Source organism: Lactobacillus sp. CA30L, from assembly GCF_059900845.1.
The window spans coordinates 78,750-96,785 of record NZ_JBWXGB010000002.1 but is presented as its reverse complement, the minus strand read 5'-3'; the positions used below and the strand labels follow the sequence as shown (position 1 = coordinate 96,785).

Genomic DNA, 18,036 nt, shown 5'->3' with positions numbered 1-18,036 from the left:
CAAACACAAGTTCGGATAAGCAAGAACATTTTTAGTCAATCGCAACAATCATCACGCCGTACCGACCGGCCGGGGCCTCCACCTGGACCAGTGTGCCTGCAGGCTTTTTCATGATTGCCTGCCCCAGCGGCGAGTCAAACGCAACTTTGCCCGCCGCAATATCTGCTTCCATCCGTCCAACCACCACGTATCGTTCGGTCCCCTTTTCGCCTTCAAATTGCAGGGTAACGGTCTTGCCCAGGTTGACCTTGCCGTCCGCAGTTTTTTCAACTACTTCGGCATACTTCAGCTGCTTGTCCAAGTAGCGCAGGCGACTCTGCAGGTGTCCGAGGTCCCGCTTGGCCTCCGTATACTCCGTGTTCTCGGACAAGTCGCCAAGGGCACGGGCCTCCTGCAGAATCTTAATTCGCCGCGGGCGGTCTTTTTTTAAACGTGCAATTTCTGCCTTGATCTTTTGGTAGCCTTCAGGCGTCATCTTCTGGTAGTAAACCATAATTATTCTCTCCGTTACTTATGCTAAAAATTATCCACAAGTTAAAAATACTGTTATAGCAACGTTCTGCTTTTAAAATTAGCAATCTAAAATAAAGAGTGCTAATTGTTTCCCTTTTTCCGGTATGCCTACTATAATAATCAGTGTAAGGAAGAAATGAAAGAAAAGTCTTCCGTTACAACAACATATTTGAAAGGAAGTTTTTACTATGGCAAATGAAATGATGAATCACCGCGATGACTTATTTGATGCAATGAATGATTGGTTTGATCTTCCGCGTAAACTTTTTAACAATAACGAAATAGCAAAACTAATGCAGTCAGACGTCGTTGAAAACGACCACGAATACATAATCAAAGTAGACATGCCCGGGATGGACAAGGACAAGATTAACGTGAATTACGATAACGGCGTTCTGAGCATCTCAGGCTCCAGAAAGGCCTTCAAGGACCTGTCAAAGGATGGCAGCATTATCCACCGTGAACGGAGCGAAGGCCACATTTCCCGCAGCTTCAGACTGCCAGATGTAGCTGCCAGCGACATTCATGCAAAATATGACAACGGCGTATTGACTATTACCCTGCCCAAGCAAAGCACGAACGCAGGCGACAATTCAATCCAAATTGACTAATGCGGATAGCATGGAGGGCGCTTTTAATTAAGCTGCCCAGACAAATAATTCTCTAAAGCGAGTTCAACCATTGAACTCGCTTTTGTTTTGGCTTAAAATATAAAGTAATTTAAAAAAAGATTAAAAAGGAGATTAATTTATGGGACATAAAGTTACCGTCCAAGAATTGGAAAAATTTGCGGAAAAGTTCAACGCCAACCCGCAGAACCAGGTTGTTGCCCGCGCCGCCCAAAAAAGCGGCGTTCAGGCGGCAGCCTACAATGACCGCGTTCAGGGGGAATTAACCAGGGTCTTTTCAACCGAACTGGACACCGAAAACGTCACCAACCAGCTGCAATCGGGCCGCTGCTGGGAATTCGCCACGCTCAATATTCTGCGTCACAATTTTGGTCAAAAGTACCACGTTAAGAACTTTACCTTCTCGCAGAGCTACAACTTCTTCTGGGACAAGATTGAACGGGCAAACATCTTCTACGACAACATTTTGGACACGGCCGACCAGCCACTGGACTCCCGCACCGTTAGGGCGCACTTAGAAGGGGCCGGCGAAGACGGCGGTCAGTTCCACATGGCGGCAGCCCTGGTTGCCAAGTACGGCGTAGTGCCTTCATACGCAATGCCGGAGAATGCCAACACCAACAACACCAGCGCCTTTGCCAAATCACTGGCCGACAAGCTGCACAAGGACGCGCTTGTTTTGCGCAAGTTGAAGCAGGACGGTGAAGAGGAAAAAATCAAGCAGGCGCGCGAACAGTTCCTGGGCGAGGTCTACCGGATGACGGCCATTGCCGTCGGTGAACCTCCGAAGAAGTTTGACCTGGAATACCGCGACGACGACAAGAACTACCACCTGGACAAGGACCTGACCCCACTGGAATTCTTGCACAAGTATATGGGCGACGTCGACTTCGACGACTACGTTGTCTTGACCAATGCCCCTGACCATGAATACGGCAAGCTCTACGGGCTGCCGTTTGAGGACAACGTTGCGGGCTCCTACCGGATCAAGTTCCTTAACGTGCCGATGGAATACCTGGAGTCTGCCGCCGTTAGCCAGTTGAAGGACGGCGAAGCCGTATGGTTCGGCAATGATGTCGGCGAACAAAGCGACCGTAAGAAGGGCTACCTGGACAGCGAATTATACAAGATGAGCGAATTGTACGGGGTCGACCTCAAGATGTCCAAGGCGGACCGCCTGCGCACGGGCAGCGGTGCCTCCACCCACGCCATGACGATAGTCGGCGTCGATGAGGACCAGGGCCACATTCGCCAGTGGAAGGTTGAAAATTCCTGGGGCGAGAAAAACGGTGACAAGGGTTTCTTCGTCATGACCAACGACTGGTTCAAAGACAACACCTACGAGGTTGTTGTCCACAAGAAGTACCTGACACCTGAACAAGTAGCCCTGGCAGAGGGTCCGGTAACAGACCTGCCCGCTTGGGATTCACTCGCTTAAACTGAGTACAGAACTAACAAAAAGACGAGGTTCAAACCCGAACCTCGTCTTTTTTGTATAATTAAATCCCTTACTTGGTCCGCATGAGGAGCTCATCGAACCTCCGGAAAAATTCTTCCTTGTTGGCCTTGGTCACCAGGGTTACCTCATGACCATTAGGATCATCAACCAGACGCCCTGCGGCTGTACCGGTCGTGATCACCTTAACCCTGTGCGTTGCCACCGCCTGGACCACTTCCGGGTAGAGCGCACTGATGGTCGTCAAAACATCCCAGAAGTATAATTGGGCGCTCTGAACCGGCGGGTTGACCAGCAGGCTATAGCCCTGGCCCACCAGGTCAACGGCCGGATACCTGCGCAGGCTGGCCCAGTGCATTCTGACTTCATCCGTTAAGGGCAGCTCCTCGCTGCTTTCAAGTCCCACAACCTGCATTGCGATATCTGCCTGCAGGACGCGTTCCACCGCATAGGGGTCCCAGAAGGCGTTCCACTCCTGGGTACCATCCGCGTTAACCTGAACCACGTTGCCGTGGCCATCAAGAGATCCCCCCATCCAGTAAAGGCATTCAATGTTTTCGCTAATGGTGGGGTCGACTTCCAGAGCACGGGCCAGGTCTGTCAAAGGACCGGTCATGACCAGCGTGACCTTGTGGGCGGCGTGCTTGATCTTGTCAACCATGTCCAAGTGCGCTGGCTTGGCCGCTTCCCTGGTAATCATTTTCCCCGCTTCATTCAGCATCGGCAAGTAATTGAAGGAATAGGAACCCGTGCGCCAAGCTTCCGGGAACTGGTTGACCGCACGTGAAGTCGAACGGGCCACTTCCAGCTGATCACCGCGCAGGTTAAAGCGGTCAGTCAATTTGCGGCAGACTTCAACGGCCGGATCAACGTAGCCGTCCGCATCAATCGCACTGATGCCGATGAGCTTGATACCGGGAGCCTGCAGCAAGAGCAGGCAGGACACCAGGTCGTCGATATTGCCGTCATGGTTAAAGTAAATTTCTTTCATTATTTTCTCCTACTTAGACTTAACGTAATTTTGCCCGTCGGCAGCCGGTGCCACCGACTTGCCGAAGAACAGGACCAGAATCACAATGGTGAGCACGTACGGTGCAATCTGCATGTAGACGGCTGGGATATGGTTGAAAAACGGCAGCTGGTTGCCGATGATGCTCAGACTCTGGGCAAAGCCAAAAAACAGCGAGGCCAGCATCGCACCGAGCGGGTTCCACTTGCCAAAGATCATTGCGGCCAGCGCCATGAAGCCCTGACCCGCGATGGTCGAAACCGAGAAGTTGCCTGAGATTGCCTCGGCAAAAACGGCCCCGCCGATGCCGCCCAGAAAACCGGAAATCAGCACGCCCGCATAGCGCATGCCGTAAACGTTGACCCCCATCGTGTCCGCCGCCTGCGGGTTTTCGCCGCAGGCACGCAGGCGCAAGCCGAAGCGGGTCTTGTATAGCACCCACCACAAGATAAGCGCAAGGATGATGGCCACCCAAGCCGGGGCCGACGTGTCCCTGAAGAAAATGGGTCCGATGACGGGAATATCGGCGAGCCCCGGAAAGCTGAAGTAGCCAAAGCTCTGGTTGATGTTTTCCGTTTGCCCCTTGTCATAAATAGCCTTGATCAAAAACACGCCCAAAGGTGGAGCCATCAAGTTCAGCACCGTCCCGCTGATAATGTGATCGGCGTGAAAGTTGATGGTTGCCACGGCATGAAGCAAGGCGAAGAAAACGCCGGTGACCCCGCCAACGATAGTTCCGAGCCAGGGCGTGAGGGTACCAAAGGTCGAGGCAAAGGTCAGATTGAAGACAATTGAGGCAAAGGCGCCCATCGTCATGATGCCCTCCAGACCAATGTTAGTAATCCCCGCGTTTTCACTGTATACCCCGCCTAAAGCCGTAAAAATCAGCGGCGTCGAGTACACAAAGGTCGATGAGACCAATAAGGGTAAAATTGTCATTAAGTTCATTAGCCCTGTCCTCCTTCACTAGTCTTGGGTCCAGCGGCAGTTTCTGCAGCAGCCGCGTCTGTGCTCTTGCCAGCGCTTTTAGCCGTTTGCTTATTTTTAAACAACCGTCCAATCACGTACTGGATGGCGACGAAGAAGATGATTGCCGCAATCACAATGGACACTATTTCGTACGGAATCCCCGCGATGGTCTGCATGCCCAGGCCCCCAATTTTTAAAATTGAAAACAAGACGGCCGCAAGCAGGATCCCGAGGGCGGTGCCGCCGCCCAAAAGGGCAACGGACAAGCCGTCCCACCCGATGTCGAGACTGGTGGTCTGGGTGAAGTAGTTCTGGTAGGTCCCCAGGCCCTGAACAACACCGCCCAACCCAGCAAAGCCGCCGGACAGAAGCATCGAGATCATGATGTTTTTCTTAGTCGACATGCCGGCGTAGCGACTGGCGAAAGGGTTAGTGCCGACGGCCTCAATTTCAAAGCCCGTTGTCGTCTTTTTCATCAGGTACCAGTAAAAGAATACCGCCACGACCGCAATGAAGATCCCGGCGTTGATCCGCGAATCGCCAAACATTTTGCTCAGCCACGGAATCTTTAGGCTGCCATTGGCGCTAATCGTCTTGGTCGTATCAATATCCAGGCGCAGTCTAGCCGGCATCACCTGCTGGGTCAGGTGCTGACAAACGTACAGGACAATGTAGTTGATCATAATCGTTGTAATCACTTCGTTGGTGCCAAATTGCGCGCGCAGCCAGCCCGCGATTCCCGCCACAATGGCACCGGCCACGACGCCGGCCACAATCGCCAGCGGCAATAGCAGCACCTTGGGCATGCCGGGGTTGGCAAGCACGATCCAGATGGATGCCAGCCAGCCTGCCTGCGCTTGGCCCGGCAGACCAATGTTGAAGAAGCCGGCCTTCGAGGCAATGGCGAAGCCGATGGCCGTAAAAATCAGCGGCGTGGCCTCACGGATGGTTTCCCCGATTCCGTTCATATTGCCCAGGGCACTAGTAAACATCGACGTGTATGCGTCAACCGGGTTATAGCTCCACACGAGCATGATCAGCGCACCAACCAAAAAGCCGGCCACAATCGAGATCAGCGGTACTAAAATTTTCTTTATTTTGGGGGTCACCTTAAGCAAAAGTTGTGCCTTCTTTCTTGAAGCCCGTCATCAGCAGGCCTAGTTCCTCATCGCTCGTTTCTTCTGGCTTCACCTCACCCGAGATGTCGCCGTCGTGGAGAACGATAATGCGATCCGACAGCTGCATAATTTCATCCAGTTCATAGGAAACCAGCAGGATGGCCTTGCCCTTAGCGCGTTCAAGCAGCAGCTGCTTGTGAATATATTCAATCGCACCAACATCCAACCCGCGGGTCGGTTGAAAGGCAATGATCAGGTCGCTGTCCCGGCTCAATTCGCGGGCAATGATTACCTTCTGCTCGTTCCCACCGGACAGTTCCCCAACCGGTACGCCACTGCTTGTTGTTCGGATATCAAACTTGTTGATAAGGTCGTCAGCGTACTTGTTGATGACATCATGGTGCATCACATTATGCTTTGAAAACGGCGCCTTGTAGTAAGTCTGCAAGCTGAGGTTGGCCGCAACCGAAAACGGCAATATCAAACCATACTTCTGCCGGTCAGCAGGAATGTGGGCAACGCCCTTTTCCGTAATCTTGCGGACATTCTGATTGGTCATGTCCTGGCCAGCAATGAAGACGCGGCCCGAATCAACGTGCTGCAAACCGGTCAGCGCCCGGACAAGCTCGTCCTGACCATTGCCATCGATTCCAGCGACGCCGAGAATTTCCCCGGCATGCAGGTCAAAGGACAGACCCTTCAGTGTCTGAACGCCCTGGCTGTTTTTTGCCTGCAGGTTGTCAACTCTGAGCATCGTCTTGCCCATTTGGGCAGCGGGTTTGTCCAGCCGCATGTTGACGTGGCGTCCAACCATCAGCTCGGCCAGGCGATTATCGCTAACCTCGTCCACATTAAAGGTCCCCACGCTTTTACCGGCACGGATAACGGTCACCTCATCCGCCGTCTGCTTGATTTCCTCCAGCTTGTGGGTGATCAGAATGATGGATTTGCCCTCAAGCGCCAGGCCCTTGAGGATTTCAATGAACTCCGTGATTTCCTGCGGGGTCAAGACCGCCGTCGGCTCATCAAAGATCATGATGTCGGCCCCCCGGTAAAGGATCTTGAGAATCTCCACCCGCTGCTGCTGCGCCACCGTGATCTCGCTCACCTTTTTCATGGGATCAACATTGAGGTTGTAGCGTTTAGACAGCGCGTCAATTTCTTGTTTGGCCTTGCTAAAATTCAGTTTAGGACCACGAACGGGTTCGTGGCCCAGGATAATATTTTCCAAAACGGTAAAGGAATCCATCAGCATGAAGTGCTGGTGCACCATCCCAATCCCCAGATTTTTGGCAACGGTTGGGTTTTTCACGGCCACTTCCTGTCCGCGCACCTTAATCTTCCCTGCTGTCGGCGTGATCAGCCCCGACAAAATACTCATTAGGGTCGACTTCCCGGCACCATTTTCACCGAGGAGCGCCAAAATTTCGCCCCGCTTCAAGGTTAGGTTAATGCCATCATTAGCCTTAAAGCCGTTGAAGTCCTTGACGATATTGCGCATCTCGATTACATTTGTCGTCTCGTTCATTATTAATTCCCCTGTAAAAGACTCTTTGCATCAGCATACAAAGAGTCCCTTAATCAATTCAATTGCTTTTTCAGTAGCCCTTATTTGGCCGCAACCATGATTTTGCCTGCAATTATCTGCTTGCGCGCATCCTGGACCGCTGCCCAGGCCTTTGCATCCAAGTTGCCCTTCGTGATTGAAACCCCGTCACCCTTCAGGGTGTAGACGAGGTGCTTGCCACCCGGGAACTTGCCCTGGGCTGCATCGTTTGCCAAGGTTTCGGTTGCAACATTCAGCCCCTTTAATACGGAAGTCAAAGTAAAGTTGCCCTTCTTATTGTCCTTGGACTTGTAGCTGCCCAGGTGTTCCTGGTCAACGTCAACGCCGATGACCCAGACCTTTTGACTGGCCGGACGCGCCTGGTTGTAAGCCTTGCCCTCTTGGAACACGCCGTTGCCCGCGTTGCCGGCAGCCTGGTAAATAACGTCCGCGTGGTTTGCATACATGGACTGGGCAATCGACTTGGCCTTATCAGTTGCGGTAAAGTTGCCAATATAGGACGTGCTTACCGTAATCTTCTTGTGCAGGGCCTTGGCCGCATCGCGCACGCCCTGCTTAAAGCCGGCCTCAAAGGTCGCAATTATGGCAGACTTGGCACCGCCAATGAAGCCCACCTTGTTGGTCCTCGTTGTGTATGCGGCCGCCACGCCGCCAAGGTAGGACGACTCGTTGCTCTTGAAGGTAACGGACGCCACATTCTTCTGGCCCTTAATCACGTCGTCGATAATAACAAAGTTCTTCTTCGGGTTCTTCTTGGCTGCCGCCTTGACCGAATCCGTCAGCATGAAGCCGACCCCAACAATCGTCTGGTAGCCAGACTTAGCGGCCTGGTTAAAGTTGGGCGTAAAGTCGGACGCGCTGCTCGACTGGAAGTACTGGTAGCCCTTGCCCTGCTTCATGTTGTGCGTGCGTCCAAACCGCTTGAACCCTTCCCAGGCCGACTGGTTGAAGGACTGGTCATTAACACCATTAGAATCAGTTATCAAGGCGATGCTGTTTTTCATATTTTGGCTGCTGCCTGTGCCCTGCTTCTTGCCGGAACAAGCTCCGAGCACTAGACCCGTTGAGACAATTGCAACTCCTGCTGCAAAAAATTGCGTTAACTTCTTACCCATATCTTATAAACCCTCCACAAAATAACGAACTTTACAGTGATAACTTTAGTATAAAATACGTTTAATTTCAAGATTTATTTGATAATTAGTACATAATTAACGTTTGTTTTGCATCAAAGTCGAACTATTTTCCCGGGTGAAGCGGCACCTTAATCTTGCCGGCAATGATGTCTTGACGCGCCGACTGGGCGTATTTCCAGGCCTTGGCACCAACCTGTCCGCGTTTGATAGAGACGCCGTTCGTCTTTAGCCCGTAAACCAGGTTTTGGCCGCCCGGAAACTTGCCCTTGTATGCCCGGTCGGAAATATCCTTGGTCGCAATGTTAACGCCGGTAATAACCGAGGTCATCACAAAGTTGGCCTTTTTGCCGTCCTTGGCTTTATAGTTGCCCAGGTAAGACTGATCGGAATCGACGCCGATTGCCCACACCTTTTTATCTGCGGGGCGGTCCTGGTTGATGGCCTTGGCTTCCTGGAACAAACCGTTGCCGGCTAGGCCAGAAGCATGGAAGATAATGTCCGCCTTTTTGGCATACATGGAGCGGGCAATCGCCTTTTCCTTGTCGGCGCTCTTGAAGTCGCCCACGTACTGGTTGAGCAACGTGATCTTCTTGCCTAACTTCTTGGCTTGGTCATGAACGCCCCGGGTAAAGCCGGCATCGAAGAGGTCAATGATGTCGCCGTGGGCGCCACCGATAAAACCAATCGTGTCGGTCTTTGTTTCCGTTGCGGCCACCACGCCGGCCAGGTATGCGGCCTGCTCACTCCTGAAGTTGGCAGATGCAATATTTTTCTGGCCCTTGATTATCTCATCAACGATGACAAAGTTCTTCTTCGGATACTTCTTCGCCGCGGCGCTGACGGCATCCTTTAGGCTGTAGCCAATGCCAAAGATGGTCTGGTAGCCGGCCTTGCCCGCCTGGTCAAAGTTGGGCTCAAAGTCGGAGGCACCGCTTGACTGGAAGTACTGGTAGCCGTTCTGGCCGCGCTTCAGGTTATGTTCCTGGCCGTATGCCTTGAAGCCCTGCCACGCCGACTGGTTGAACGAGTTGTCGTTGACGCCCGCAGTATCCGTGATCAGCGCAATCGAATGCTTGGCGCTGGTGCTGGCGTTGCCACTGCCGCCTTGCTTTCTACCCGAACAACCAGCAAGAACGATGCTGGCGGTAAGAACCAGCGTCGTCATTGCTAAAACTTTTTTGATTTTACATTCCATGTTTATGGACCTCCTAAAGATATTCGCAATTGATACAATAACAATATTTAGTGGTGCTGTCAAAGTTGTGGCACTAGATAGAGTGTTGATGTGACAATGTTTAGGTTTTGGTATGGACCACGATGTAAGCTAGTTGCCCTAGCGTTTGCATGCACCAAGCCCAAAAAATAATTTTTTTCTTTTAGTGTGCAAAACTTGCCCCGGTCATAAATTGTTCGGCACGAATGCTTGTGCAGCAGTTACTGTTAAAGTCAACGCCGGCAGGTTAAAATAGTCTTATCAAATGGATGCAGGCACTATTTTACAGCAAAAAGCCGCACGCAGGTGCGTACGGCAGAAAACACGAACAATGTTTCTAGTTATCAAGTGGAAGGAGTGAACACAATGTTATACACGGTCAATTGGCAGTCGACTTTGGGCACAATCAGCCTCCTAAGCGACGATAATTACCTGCTGGGATTATGGTTTGACGGACAAAGGCACTTCGGTGCCCAGTACGACTTAACCCAGGCAGACGAAGACGTTGCAGCGCCGCTCACGCTAGGGCCTAGACGTCCCACTCCTGCATGAATTCGGCCACAAAGGCGCGCATGAACTCCGTGCGCTTGTGCGCTTCCTTCTTGCCGCCAGCGGTATTCATCAGGTCCTCCAGCTGAAACAGCTTCTCGTAGAAGTGGTTGATCGTCGTCTCCGTGTGCTGGCGGTACTGGTCGTGACTGACCAATTTCTGCGGCTTGATGGCAGGATCGTAGATCACGTTGCCGTGCGCACCGCCATAGGTGAAGGCACGCGCGATGCCGATTGCACCGAGGCTCTCGATGCGGTCCGCATCCTGGACGTACTGGCCAGACAGGGGCAATTGGTAGTGGTGCTCGATGTTTTTGGAAAAAGACATGTGCTGGATCGTGAACAGAATATCCTTGACCTCCAGCGCACTGAAGCCTGCTGCAGGCAGGAGCGCGTCAATCTGCGCAAGCACCTCTTTAGGGGCGCCGCAGATCTTTTCGTCAATCGTGTCGTGCAGGTAGCCGGCCGCCCCGATAATCGCGCACATGCGGCTGTCAGGGTGCGCTGCGGGGTTGTCCTGCAGGTACAGCGCACGCGCCAGGTGGGCAACCCGCCGGCCATGGTAGAAGTCATGCCCCGTCTTCTCGCCTTCAAGCTGCTTTTTAACAAAATCAGTTACTCTTGTTATCTCCAAATTAATCATCCCTTCGATTGGTTTTACTGAATCGCGACCGCATAGCGCCTATAGTTGTAGCTGCGGGCAAACTTCCGGGCACGCACCCAGTACTTGCCGCGGTTGGGGTCGGCCACGTGATAGCGCTTGCGCCGCGTGTCATAGCCGTCCAGCATCATGACGTGGGCGTTGTCGATACCCTTGCCCCAAAAGTAGCGGCCCCACCGGGCCTTAGCAAAGTTGAGCGTGACGTAGACCACGACCGGGTTACCGCGTTGCAACTGCTTGCGCAGCACACCGACGCTGGCGCCGCTGATATCCTTGACCGGGTGGTACTTACTGCCCCACTGGGCCAGGGGCTTAGGAAAAATCGATTGGTAGACGCCGCGCGTGACTTGGTAGGGGCTGCCCGCAAAGCCAGTGCGAGGATCGTTGTTTTTGCTGCGCGGCAGGTGTTTCATGAACTGAGCCAGGCCCATGTGGGTCAAAACGCCCTTGTAGTGCAGACCCTCAAGAAGAGATGCCGACTCGCAGCCCATCCAGGCGCCCACCGCATTCTGGCTAATGTAGGGCGCATTCAGGTTGACGTAGCGGGCTTGCTTTTTCTTTGATGCGCTCTTTAGCTTTAGCGTTTGCACCACGGCAGCGCTCTCGCTGCTGGCTGCTTCTGCACTAACCGGAACGGCCGTAGCCGCCACGCCTAGCAACAATGCTCCCGCCATGCCTAATTTTCCTTGTAACCCCTTCACGCTGTCCGTCTCCCATTTTCTATATATATCAGAATGTTTACACCATTATACTCAACTTATTAAAACTCAATCTCCTGCTTCATTCAATTTTTAAACTATGAAATTGATAAATTTACTAATGACAGCTAGCTTTTATTACAAGATAAATTATGACAATTACATTTAACGAATTCATTAAATTCGTTTAGTAACCTTTCTGCTTCATTTTTTGTCACTTTACATGCATTATAAAAATTTTGATTTATACTTTTATTTTTCAGATTGGTATTCCCTTTTACATACCATTTAAAAATTTTGCCTTTAAGTGACTCATAACCTTCACAACCACAAGTTCTTTTTGTATCGATTTTCAAATTTTGCTGATTGATTTTTTTAATAATAAATAGGTGCAGCACTGCATGCTCTACTACATTGCAATAAACCAAATTACTTGGTAATTGGTATTCAAAGCCATAACAGGGTTCTAAGTCTTTAAATTGATTATAAATAGTTGTTACTTTGTTTAAATTAGTAAATTTATCTTCAGCTACATGGTGTATTTCTAATCCACACTTTCCTCCTCTAATATTATTATTGGGTTTAATGTCTCCACCCCTAGTTATATTTACTTTGACATTTCCTGTTTTTTCGTTATTTTTGTTATGAAAATAATTGAAATATGATTCTTTTTGAAAATACGGTGTTTTTATTTCTATTTTTTTATATTTTTCTTTTAAATATTCAACAAAGTCTTCATAGGAATATTCATCTCTTTGTAGAATACAGATTATCCTCTCAACATTAAATTTATAATAATTATTTTCCATATATTCATTATCAACTTTCTAACACCCTTTGTAATAAACATTATCAGTTATTTCTTACAGTATGTTTAATAGTTTCCCTACGCGCATCATTGCTAATATTTCAATATTAACGTTTCACCAAGGTTAGTAATACTTAGTAAATCTACGTTAAGCCGCTTCCCAGATTTGAACTGGGGACCTCCTCCTTACCACGGCGGTGCTCTACCTCCTGAGCTAAAGCGGCAAGTTAATTTTAGCACAAAAAAGTACCCGCTCAGAGGCAGCGGGTACTTTTTTACTATGAATTATTATTCTGCGCTTGGACGATACCTAACGGCGGTGCCGTAAGCCACAACCGACTGCATGTCGCCGGCGATTGAACCAGAATCAAAGCGCATCATCACCACTGCATCGCCGCCTACCTCTGCGGCCGCATCCCGTAAGCGCTCAAGGGCCTGCTGACGTGATTCTTCCAGCATCTTCGTGTAGCTGCGAATCTCCCCACCAATCATGGACTTCAGGCCCGCCCCAAGGTCCTTGAACATGTTCTTGGACTGGGTCGTCAAGCCGAAGACCTCGCCAATTATCTCATAATCCTTGCCGGGTATTTCCTCCGTGGTGGTAACTAGCACCTGCTTATTCATAATCGTCCTCCTGAATTGCAATAATCTTGCTGATAAAATCGTTGTTAAAAACCAATTATGATTGCGCTCATTTATTTTGTCAATCTAAAATAAAATTAATGTTTCACTTGAAAAATTCATGTGCGACAGCCGGCAAAATCTTACCGGCAAGGGCGGGTGGCATTAGGTTTATTCGGGTTAGCGCCGCACTTGCAACCCACGTGGGTTCATAGACGTTAGCCCGACTGGCACGCGCTTTTTCCTCGCCGTGAATTGCCGGCGTGTGCACTAGGTCAACCTTAATGCCAAAAAACAGCTCCCGCTCGCCCTCGTCAAGTTCGCCCAAAATATGCAGGTCGGCCGGTAGCAGCTTGACCGCTAATTCCTCATCAACCTCACGCACCGCGGTTTGCCGCGGCGTTTCGCCCTCCTTGGCGCCGCCGCCCGGAACTACCCAATAGTCGCGCCCGTCCTTCACCCGGCGGATGAGTAGCACCGCGTCTGTTTCAGGATTATACATTACCACGCGTGCACGCATTATTATTCCTCCAATATCAACTATTCTACTAAAAAGGCCTGGCACAGCCCCCAATCAGACGACTAGTCCATAATCTTGACCAATGTATACTTCCGCTTGCCCTTGCGGATGATGACGTACTTGCCATCAAAGGCCGCACCCGGCTCAACCTCAAAGTCAACCGACTGCTGGCGGTCGCCGTTGACGTAAATGGCCCCGTTCTCGACGTCTTCGCGGGCCTGCCGCTTGGACGATTCAATCTTGGTAGCAACCAGGAAGTCAACAATGTTTTTCTTGGTGCTGTCTGCTGTGGCTGCCGGTGCGCTCTTGAGGCCCTGCTCGATCTGGCTGACCGTCAGGTCCTTAATGTCGCCGGAAAACAGTGCATTCGTAATCATTTCAGCCTCACGCAGGCCCTCATCACCATGGACAAACTTAGTGACCTCTTTGGCCAGGGTTTTCTGTGCGGTGCGCTTCCAGGGCTCCTCCTTGACCTGCGCTTCCAGCGCGTCGATTTCCGCGTGGCTTAGGAAGGTGAAGTACTTCAAGTATTTGACGACGTCGCGGTCATCCTGGTTGATCCAGAACTGGTAGAACTCGTACGGGCTCGTCTTTTTCGGGTCGAGCCAGACCGCACCACCGGCTGACTTGCCGAACTTGGTGCCGTCGGCTTTGAGCATGAGCGGAATAGTCAGGCCAAAGACCTGCCGGTCTGCGCCAGCTAGTTTATGAATCAGGTCGATGCCGGCCGTGATGTTGCCCCACTGATCGCTGCCCCCGATTTGCATTTGCACGCCGTGCTCCTTATTGAGCCGGTAAAAATCAATGGCCTGCAGAATCTGGTAGGAAAATTCAGTGAAGGAGATGCCGTTTTCAAGCCGGCTGGCTACAACGTCCTTATTCAGCATGTTGTTGATCTGAAAATGCTTGCCGTAATCACGCAAGAAGTCAATCAGACTAATCTGGTCCAACCACTCGGCATTGTTAATGATTTCAAAGTTTTCAGTGCCAAACAATTTTTCCATTTGCTGGGTTAACGCCAGTTCATTTGCGTGAAGTTTCGCAGCACCAAGCAGGGTCCGCTCAGACTTGCGCCCGGAAGGGTCGCCAATTGTACCCGTACCACCACCAATCACGATTACCGGGTGGTAGCCAGCCAACTGAAATCTTTTCAGAATCATGAAGGGAATGAGGTGACCGATGTGCAGCGAGTCGCCTGTGGGATCAGTCCCGCAGTACAGGGCCAAGTCATCGTGCTCTTGCAGGTACTTGGCCAGCCCCGCTTCATCGGTTTGCTGATTAATCGCACCACGCCACTTTAAGTCCGCCAAAATATCAAAATTTGCCATTTCTTCCTCCAATAAAAAAGTCCCTAGATTCAATTAAGAATCTAGGGACGACTAAATCTCTTTTTTAGCCGTGGTACCACCCACGTTCGCGTTTTAAAAACGCCTTAACAGCAGTCTTTACGGGAACTACCCCACTGTAATTCGCTATTTTCGACCTGTCTAGTTCACACCTGCCACTAGTTCTCTGTACGCTGAATCGAATCGCTACTTAAATTATTACTATCAATAATACTAACTTTTTTATATTTAGTCAACTGCCTTTTTACTTGTAGAAGCCCTTGATCTGCAGACCATAGGCCTTGCCCGCCGTCATGTCGTATTGCACCCTTTCGTAGTCGGCAAGTAATTCCTGCTGCTTCGAAGTCAAGTACTTCGGATCAATCACTTGGCCCTTGCGCCCGATTAACTCGAAGCCTTGGTCACCATCAAAGTTAATCGTAATTGCCGGCAACTTCTTGTGCACTTCCGTCAGTAAGGCCTGGTACGGCGTGACCTTTGAGTCAGTCTGCTGCAGCATCATTGCGATAAAGTCGCTGGAACTGACAAATTGGTTGGCCTTGCGTGGCAGGCGTATCTTGGCACCGTGCTGACGAGCATATTTATTGGAATAAATGAAGTAACGCGTTGAGTGCATCTGCACTGGATACTTCGAAGTGTAATTCTGCGAAATAATGCTTGGGTAGTGGTCGCCATAGAAGACTAGCGTGATTGGCTTATTGATCTTGTCAATCTGTCCGATAAACTGCTTAACCGCCTTATCGGTGTACTGCGTGCCCTTGACGTACGTCGCCATCTGTTCCCGAACCGCTGGCGAGGTGAATAGCTTACCGGAAATCTTGCCCATGTATTCATTATTCGGATACCAGTTGTTGTACGGCATGTGATTCTGAATAGAGATCAGATTGATAAACTGGCCGCCCTTGCGGGCATTAATCTGATTCAAGCCGTTGGCATAGGTCGTAAAGTCGGAATTGTAGCCGCTCTTGCCCAGCTTCTTTTGGTCAATAATCTTATACTTCGACCCGGCATAAACAAACTTATCAAACTTAAAGCGGTGATAGTCCTCACGCCGCGAGTAGTAAGTACCAATAAACGGGTGAACGGCCGACTTGTAATCAAAGTTCATCCCAATCGTGGGGTAAAAATCATAGTTAGGCACAACCTGAACATATGGGGTCAACGTTGACTTGAACAACCCCATGTTGAGTCCCGTCAGCGTCTCCCACTCCATATTGGCCGTGCCGCCGCCGTAACCAGCACTGAGCATATTGCCATACGAAGAGCGCGACTTCATCGACTCAATGAACTTAACCGGGTTAGGGACGTCACGGTCAAATTTGATCGTCGGGAATGTGCTTGGGTCAACAAAACTCTCACTCAAGTTAAAGACAATCGTCTGGTCACGCAGGTCGTTTTTCCGGTGCTTGTTAATCCGTGCAGCAACCTTGGCATACTTGTCGTTCAATTGCTTGATGTTGGCCTCGGAGTAGCCCTCCGGCTGATCCATAATCTGCAGGTCGATGTAGTTCAAGAAGTTGAGCACGGGTCCATTAACCTGAATATCACGCTCGGGATTCCGGAACCGCTGCCTGTTGTCAAAGCCCCGGTTAATGTGGTAGATTACCCCGCCATCGTGGTTAAAGCGCAGGGGCGTCATAAAGAGCAGCAGACTGAGCAAGGCCCAAAGGCCGCGCCGCTTCCAGGAGCCCCGCTTTTTAACCGCAACCTTACGTTCCAGGAAAATATCCAGAATGATTACGACAACGATTGCGACCAAAATGGCAATGACCGTGGTCTTGCCCACCATTGGCAGGAGCGTCCTCCAGTTGACAATTTCGCTTATTTCAGTAGGATAAATCGGCTCGCCACGGAGCAGTAGCTTAATCTTGTTGGCAACGGCCCAGCCGATGGCAATCAGGCTGACCAATACGTTGGAGGTCCAGTAGCGCGTGGTAATGAAGTAAAAGATCGAGAACAGGGCATCCAGGAAAATTGTCGTCAAGACAATCGCGAAGAACTTGGTTCCCAGCAGGTAGACGATTGCGTTGATTGTTGCAGCCGTACTAATCTGAATACGGAGGTTATCCGACTCAATTAGGAAGGCCCCAAAACTCAGCACGTAGAACCACGCCCAGGTGAGCAGGTTGACGCGGTTGGCAACAACAAACCGGCTAAAGTGCTCCCACCCCAGCTCACAAATCTTGGCAAAGTCAGATTCGTGGTCTAAGTACTTAATGATCCGCCGAAACGGTCTAATCCTGAACATGTAGCGTTCAAGCACAAAGTCCCAGGCGCAAGCAATCACTAGCATGATAACAATCAGGAGCAACTTGTTAATGGTTGATGAAGCAGTAAAGCGGAATGCACGCATAAAGCGTGGCGAAATGGGCGCATCCATGAACATAATTACTGGGATGAAGAAGCGCATATCCCGCTTAGTAAAGGTCATAATGACCCGCTTAAACAGGAGAAAGATAGCCACCACTAGTAAAAACATAAACGGCGAAGAGGGGTTATTCAAAAACTCCCGGTTCCAGTCACCACCGCCGTTTCCAGAAATAATCTGTGACCAGTAAACCGCGTCAAAGCCAGATACACCGATTACAACGATAACAAATGAAGCTAAGCCACTAAAAAGAGAAAGCGCTAGCAGCTGGCCACCGATGTGCACCTGAGCCAAGAACATGCCCCACGCAAAGAAGAGCACCAGATAGAGGCCGTAAAGAGAATACTGAAATGAAAGATTTCCCGCACTCAGGGCAAAGCCCAAGAGCGTGAGCATGCTTAATACCAATAGATTCTGCTTTGCAGTTAGCTGGTGGAGCAGGTCGTAGAGGCGCGGCTGAACCAACAAACTGAAAAACAACCCAGCAAATAGTACAGAGGTACTAGTAATAATTGGGAAGAGCATCCCCCACACGCGCCACATATTGAAGCGCGCTGGAACCTTAAAGAAGAAGAGGACATAGTACACGATTAAGGTGGCCATCGCCAGCAGCCAGTACTTGAAACTTTCGCTTACAGCTTGCTTTCTTCTGCTATAAACGGCCCCAAAAATCATTGGCACAATCACTAAGGTCGCATTATGCATCATGTTGGGCAAAAAGCGAATGAAGGAGTAGTGCGCCCGCGCTGCGATCCCCTTCAAGCTGAACATTTGGACCAGCATGAAAAGCGCCGCAACTAACAGACAAATAACTTGAACAATTCTCGATATTTTTTTATTTTTATTCATATTTCT

The 18,036-nt window shown here is 50.4% G+C and carries 17 protein-coding genes and 1 tRNA gene; 3 read left to right on the top strand and 15 right to left on the bottom strand.

Annotated elements, in window-relative coordinates; genetic code table 11:
• Positions 1-31: 31 nt before the first annotated feature.
• The gene (gene greA / locus AC2JF8_RS02975; protein ID WP_500729543.1) at positions 32-493 is read right to left on the bottom strand and encodes a transcription elongation factor GreA; all 462 of its coding nucleotides are present in this window, start codon (positions 491-493) and stop codon (positions 32-34) included.
• 208 nt (positions 494-701) lie between these two features.
• On the opposite strand from greA, the gene AC2JF8_RS02970 reads away from it, so the two are divergent.
• Both AC2JF8_RS02970 and AC2JF8_RS02965 read left to right on the top strand, forming a co-directional pair.
• Positions 702-1,124, top strand: coding sequence for an Hsp20/alpha crystallin family protein (locus AC2JF8_RS02970; protein WP_500729542.1), 423 nt, complete (start codon positions 702-704; stop codon positions 1,122-1,124).
• 139 nt (positions 1,125-1,263) lie between these two features.
• On the top strand, positions 1,264-2,580 hold the full coding sequence (locus AC2JF8_RS02965; RefSeq protein WP_500761006.1) for a C1 family peptidase: 1,317 nt from the start codon (positions 1,264-1,266) through the stop codon (positions 2,578-2,580).
• A 70-nt stretch (positions 2,581-2,650) separates the two neighbouring features.
• On the opposite strand, the gene AC2JF8_RS02960 is transcribed toward AC2JF8_RS02965, so the two are convergent.
• The 6 genes from AC2JF8_RS02960 to AC2JF8_RS02935 form a co-directional block, all read right to left on the bottom strand.
• On the bottom strand, positions 2,651-3,589 hold the full coding sequence (locus AC2JF8_RS02960; RefSeq protein ID WP_500761004.1) for a nucleoside hydrolase: 939 nt from the start codon (positions 3,587-3,589) through the stop codon (positions 2,651-2,653).
• Positions 3,590-3,598: 9 nt separating this feature from the next.
• Positions 3,599-4,555, bottom strand: coding sequence for an ABC transporter permease (locus AC2JF8_RS02955; protein ID WP_500729539.1), 957 nt, complete (start codon positions 4,553-4,555; stop codon positions 3,599-3,601).
• Positions 4,555-5,694: an ABC transporter permease gene (locus tag AC2JF8_RS02950; RefSeq protein ID WP_500761001.1), complete on the bottom strand. Its 1,140-nt coding sequence runs from the start codon at positions 5,692-5,694 to the stop codon at positions 4,555-4,557. The genes AC2JF8_RS02955 and AC2JF8_RS02950 overlap by 1 nt, the downstream gene beginning before the upstream one ends.
• Positions 5,687-7,222, bottom strand: coding sequence for an ABC transporter ATP-binding protein (locus tag AC2JF8_RS02945; RefSeq protein ID WP_500760998.1), 1,536 nt, complete (start codon positions 7,220-7,222; stop codon positions 5,687-5,689). Before AC2JF8_RS02945 ends, AC2JF8_RS02950 begins: the two co-directional genes overlap by 8 nt.
• An 80-nt stretch (positions 7,223-7,302) precedes the next feature.
• Positions 7,303-8,376 (bottom strand): BMP family lipoprotein, encoded by a 1,074-nt coding sequence (locus AC2JF8_RS02940; RefSeq protein WP_500760996.1) that lies wholly within the window; start codon positions 8,374-8,376, stop codon positions 7,303-7,305.
• A 124-nt stretch (positions 8,377-8,500) separates the two neighbouring features.
• Entirely contained in the window at positions 8,501-9,592 is a 1,092-nt protein-coding gene (locus AC2JF8_RS02935) for a BMP family lipoprotein (RefSeq protein ID WP_500760993.1), read from the bottom strand.
• A gap of 384 nt (positions 9,593-9,976) precedes the next feature.
• On the opposite strand from AC2JF8_RS02935, the gene AC2JF8_RS02930 reads away from it, so the two are divergent.
• On the top strand, positions 9,977-10,162 hold the full coding sequence (locus AC2JF8_RS02930) for a hypothetical protein (RefSeq protein WP_500760990.1): 186 nt from the start codon (positions 9,977-9,979) through the stop codon (positions 10,160-10,162).
• On the opposite strand, the gene AC2JF8_RS02925 is transcribed toward AC2JF8_RS02930, so the two are convergent.
• The 8 genes from AC2JF8_RS02925 to AC2JF8_RS02890 form a co-directional block, all read right to left on the bottom strand.
• Entirely contained in the window at positions 10,140-10,802 is a 663-nt protein-coding gene (locus tag AC2JF8_RS02925) for an HD domain-containing protein (protein ID WP_500729534.1), read from the bottom strand. The genes AC2JF8_RS02930 and AC2JF8_RS02925 overlap by 23 nt on opposite strands.
• Before the next feature lie 14 nt (positions 10,803-10,816).
• Positions 10,817-11,521, bottom strand: a complete 705-nt coding sequence (locus AC2JF8_RS02920) for a C39 family peptidase (RefSeq protein ID WP_500760987.1) — start codon at positions 11,519-11,521, stop codon at positions 10,817-10,819.
• A 125-nt stretch (positions 11,522-11,646) separates the two neighbouring features.
• Entirely contained in the window at positions 11,647-12,327 is a 681-nt protein-coding gene (locus tag AC2JF8_RS02915; protein WP_500760984.1) for an SAV1803-related protein, read from the bottom strand.
• 150 nt (positions 12,328-12,477) lie between these two features.
• Positions 12,478-12,550, bottom strand: a tRNA-Thr gene (locus AC2JF8_RS02910).
• Positions 12,551-12,614: 64 nt separating this feature from the next.
• Positions 12,615-12,950: a heavy metal-binding domain-containing protein gene (locus tag AC2JF8_RS02905; protein WP_500729530.1), complete on the bottom strand. Its 336-nt coding sequence runs from the start codon at positions 12,948-12,950 to the stop codon at positions 12,615-12,617.
• A 103-nt stretch (positions 12,951-13,053) separates the two neighbouring features.
• A complete protein-coding gene (locus AC2JF8_RS02900; protein ID WP_500760981.1) occupies positions 13,054-13,467 on the bottom strand; it encodes an NUDIX domain-containing protein in 414 nt (137 codons plus the stop codon).
• 62 nt (positions 13,468-13,529) lie between these two features.
• Positions 13,530-14,795, bottom strand: coding sequence for a tyrosine--tRNA ligase (gene tyrS / locus AC2JF8_RS02895; RefSeq protein ID WP_500729528.1), 1,266 nt, complete (start codon positions 14,793-14,795; stop codon positions 13,530-13,532).
• 262 nt (positions 14,796-15,057) lie between these two features.
• Positions 15,058-18,030, bottom strand: coding sequence for an LTA synthase family protein (locus AC2JF8_RS02890; RefSeq protein WP_500760978.1), 2,973 nt, complete (start codon positions 18,028-18,030; stop codon positions 15,058-15,060).
• Between the last annotated feature and the right edge of the window lie 6 nt (positions 18,031-18,036).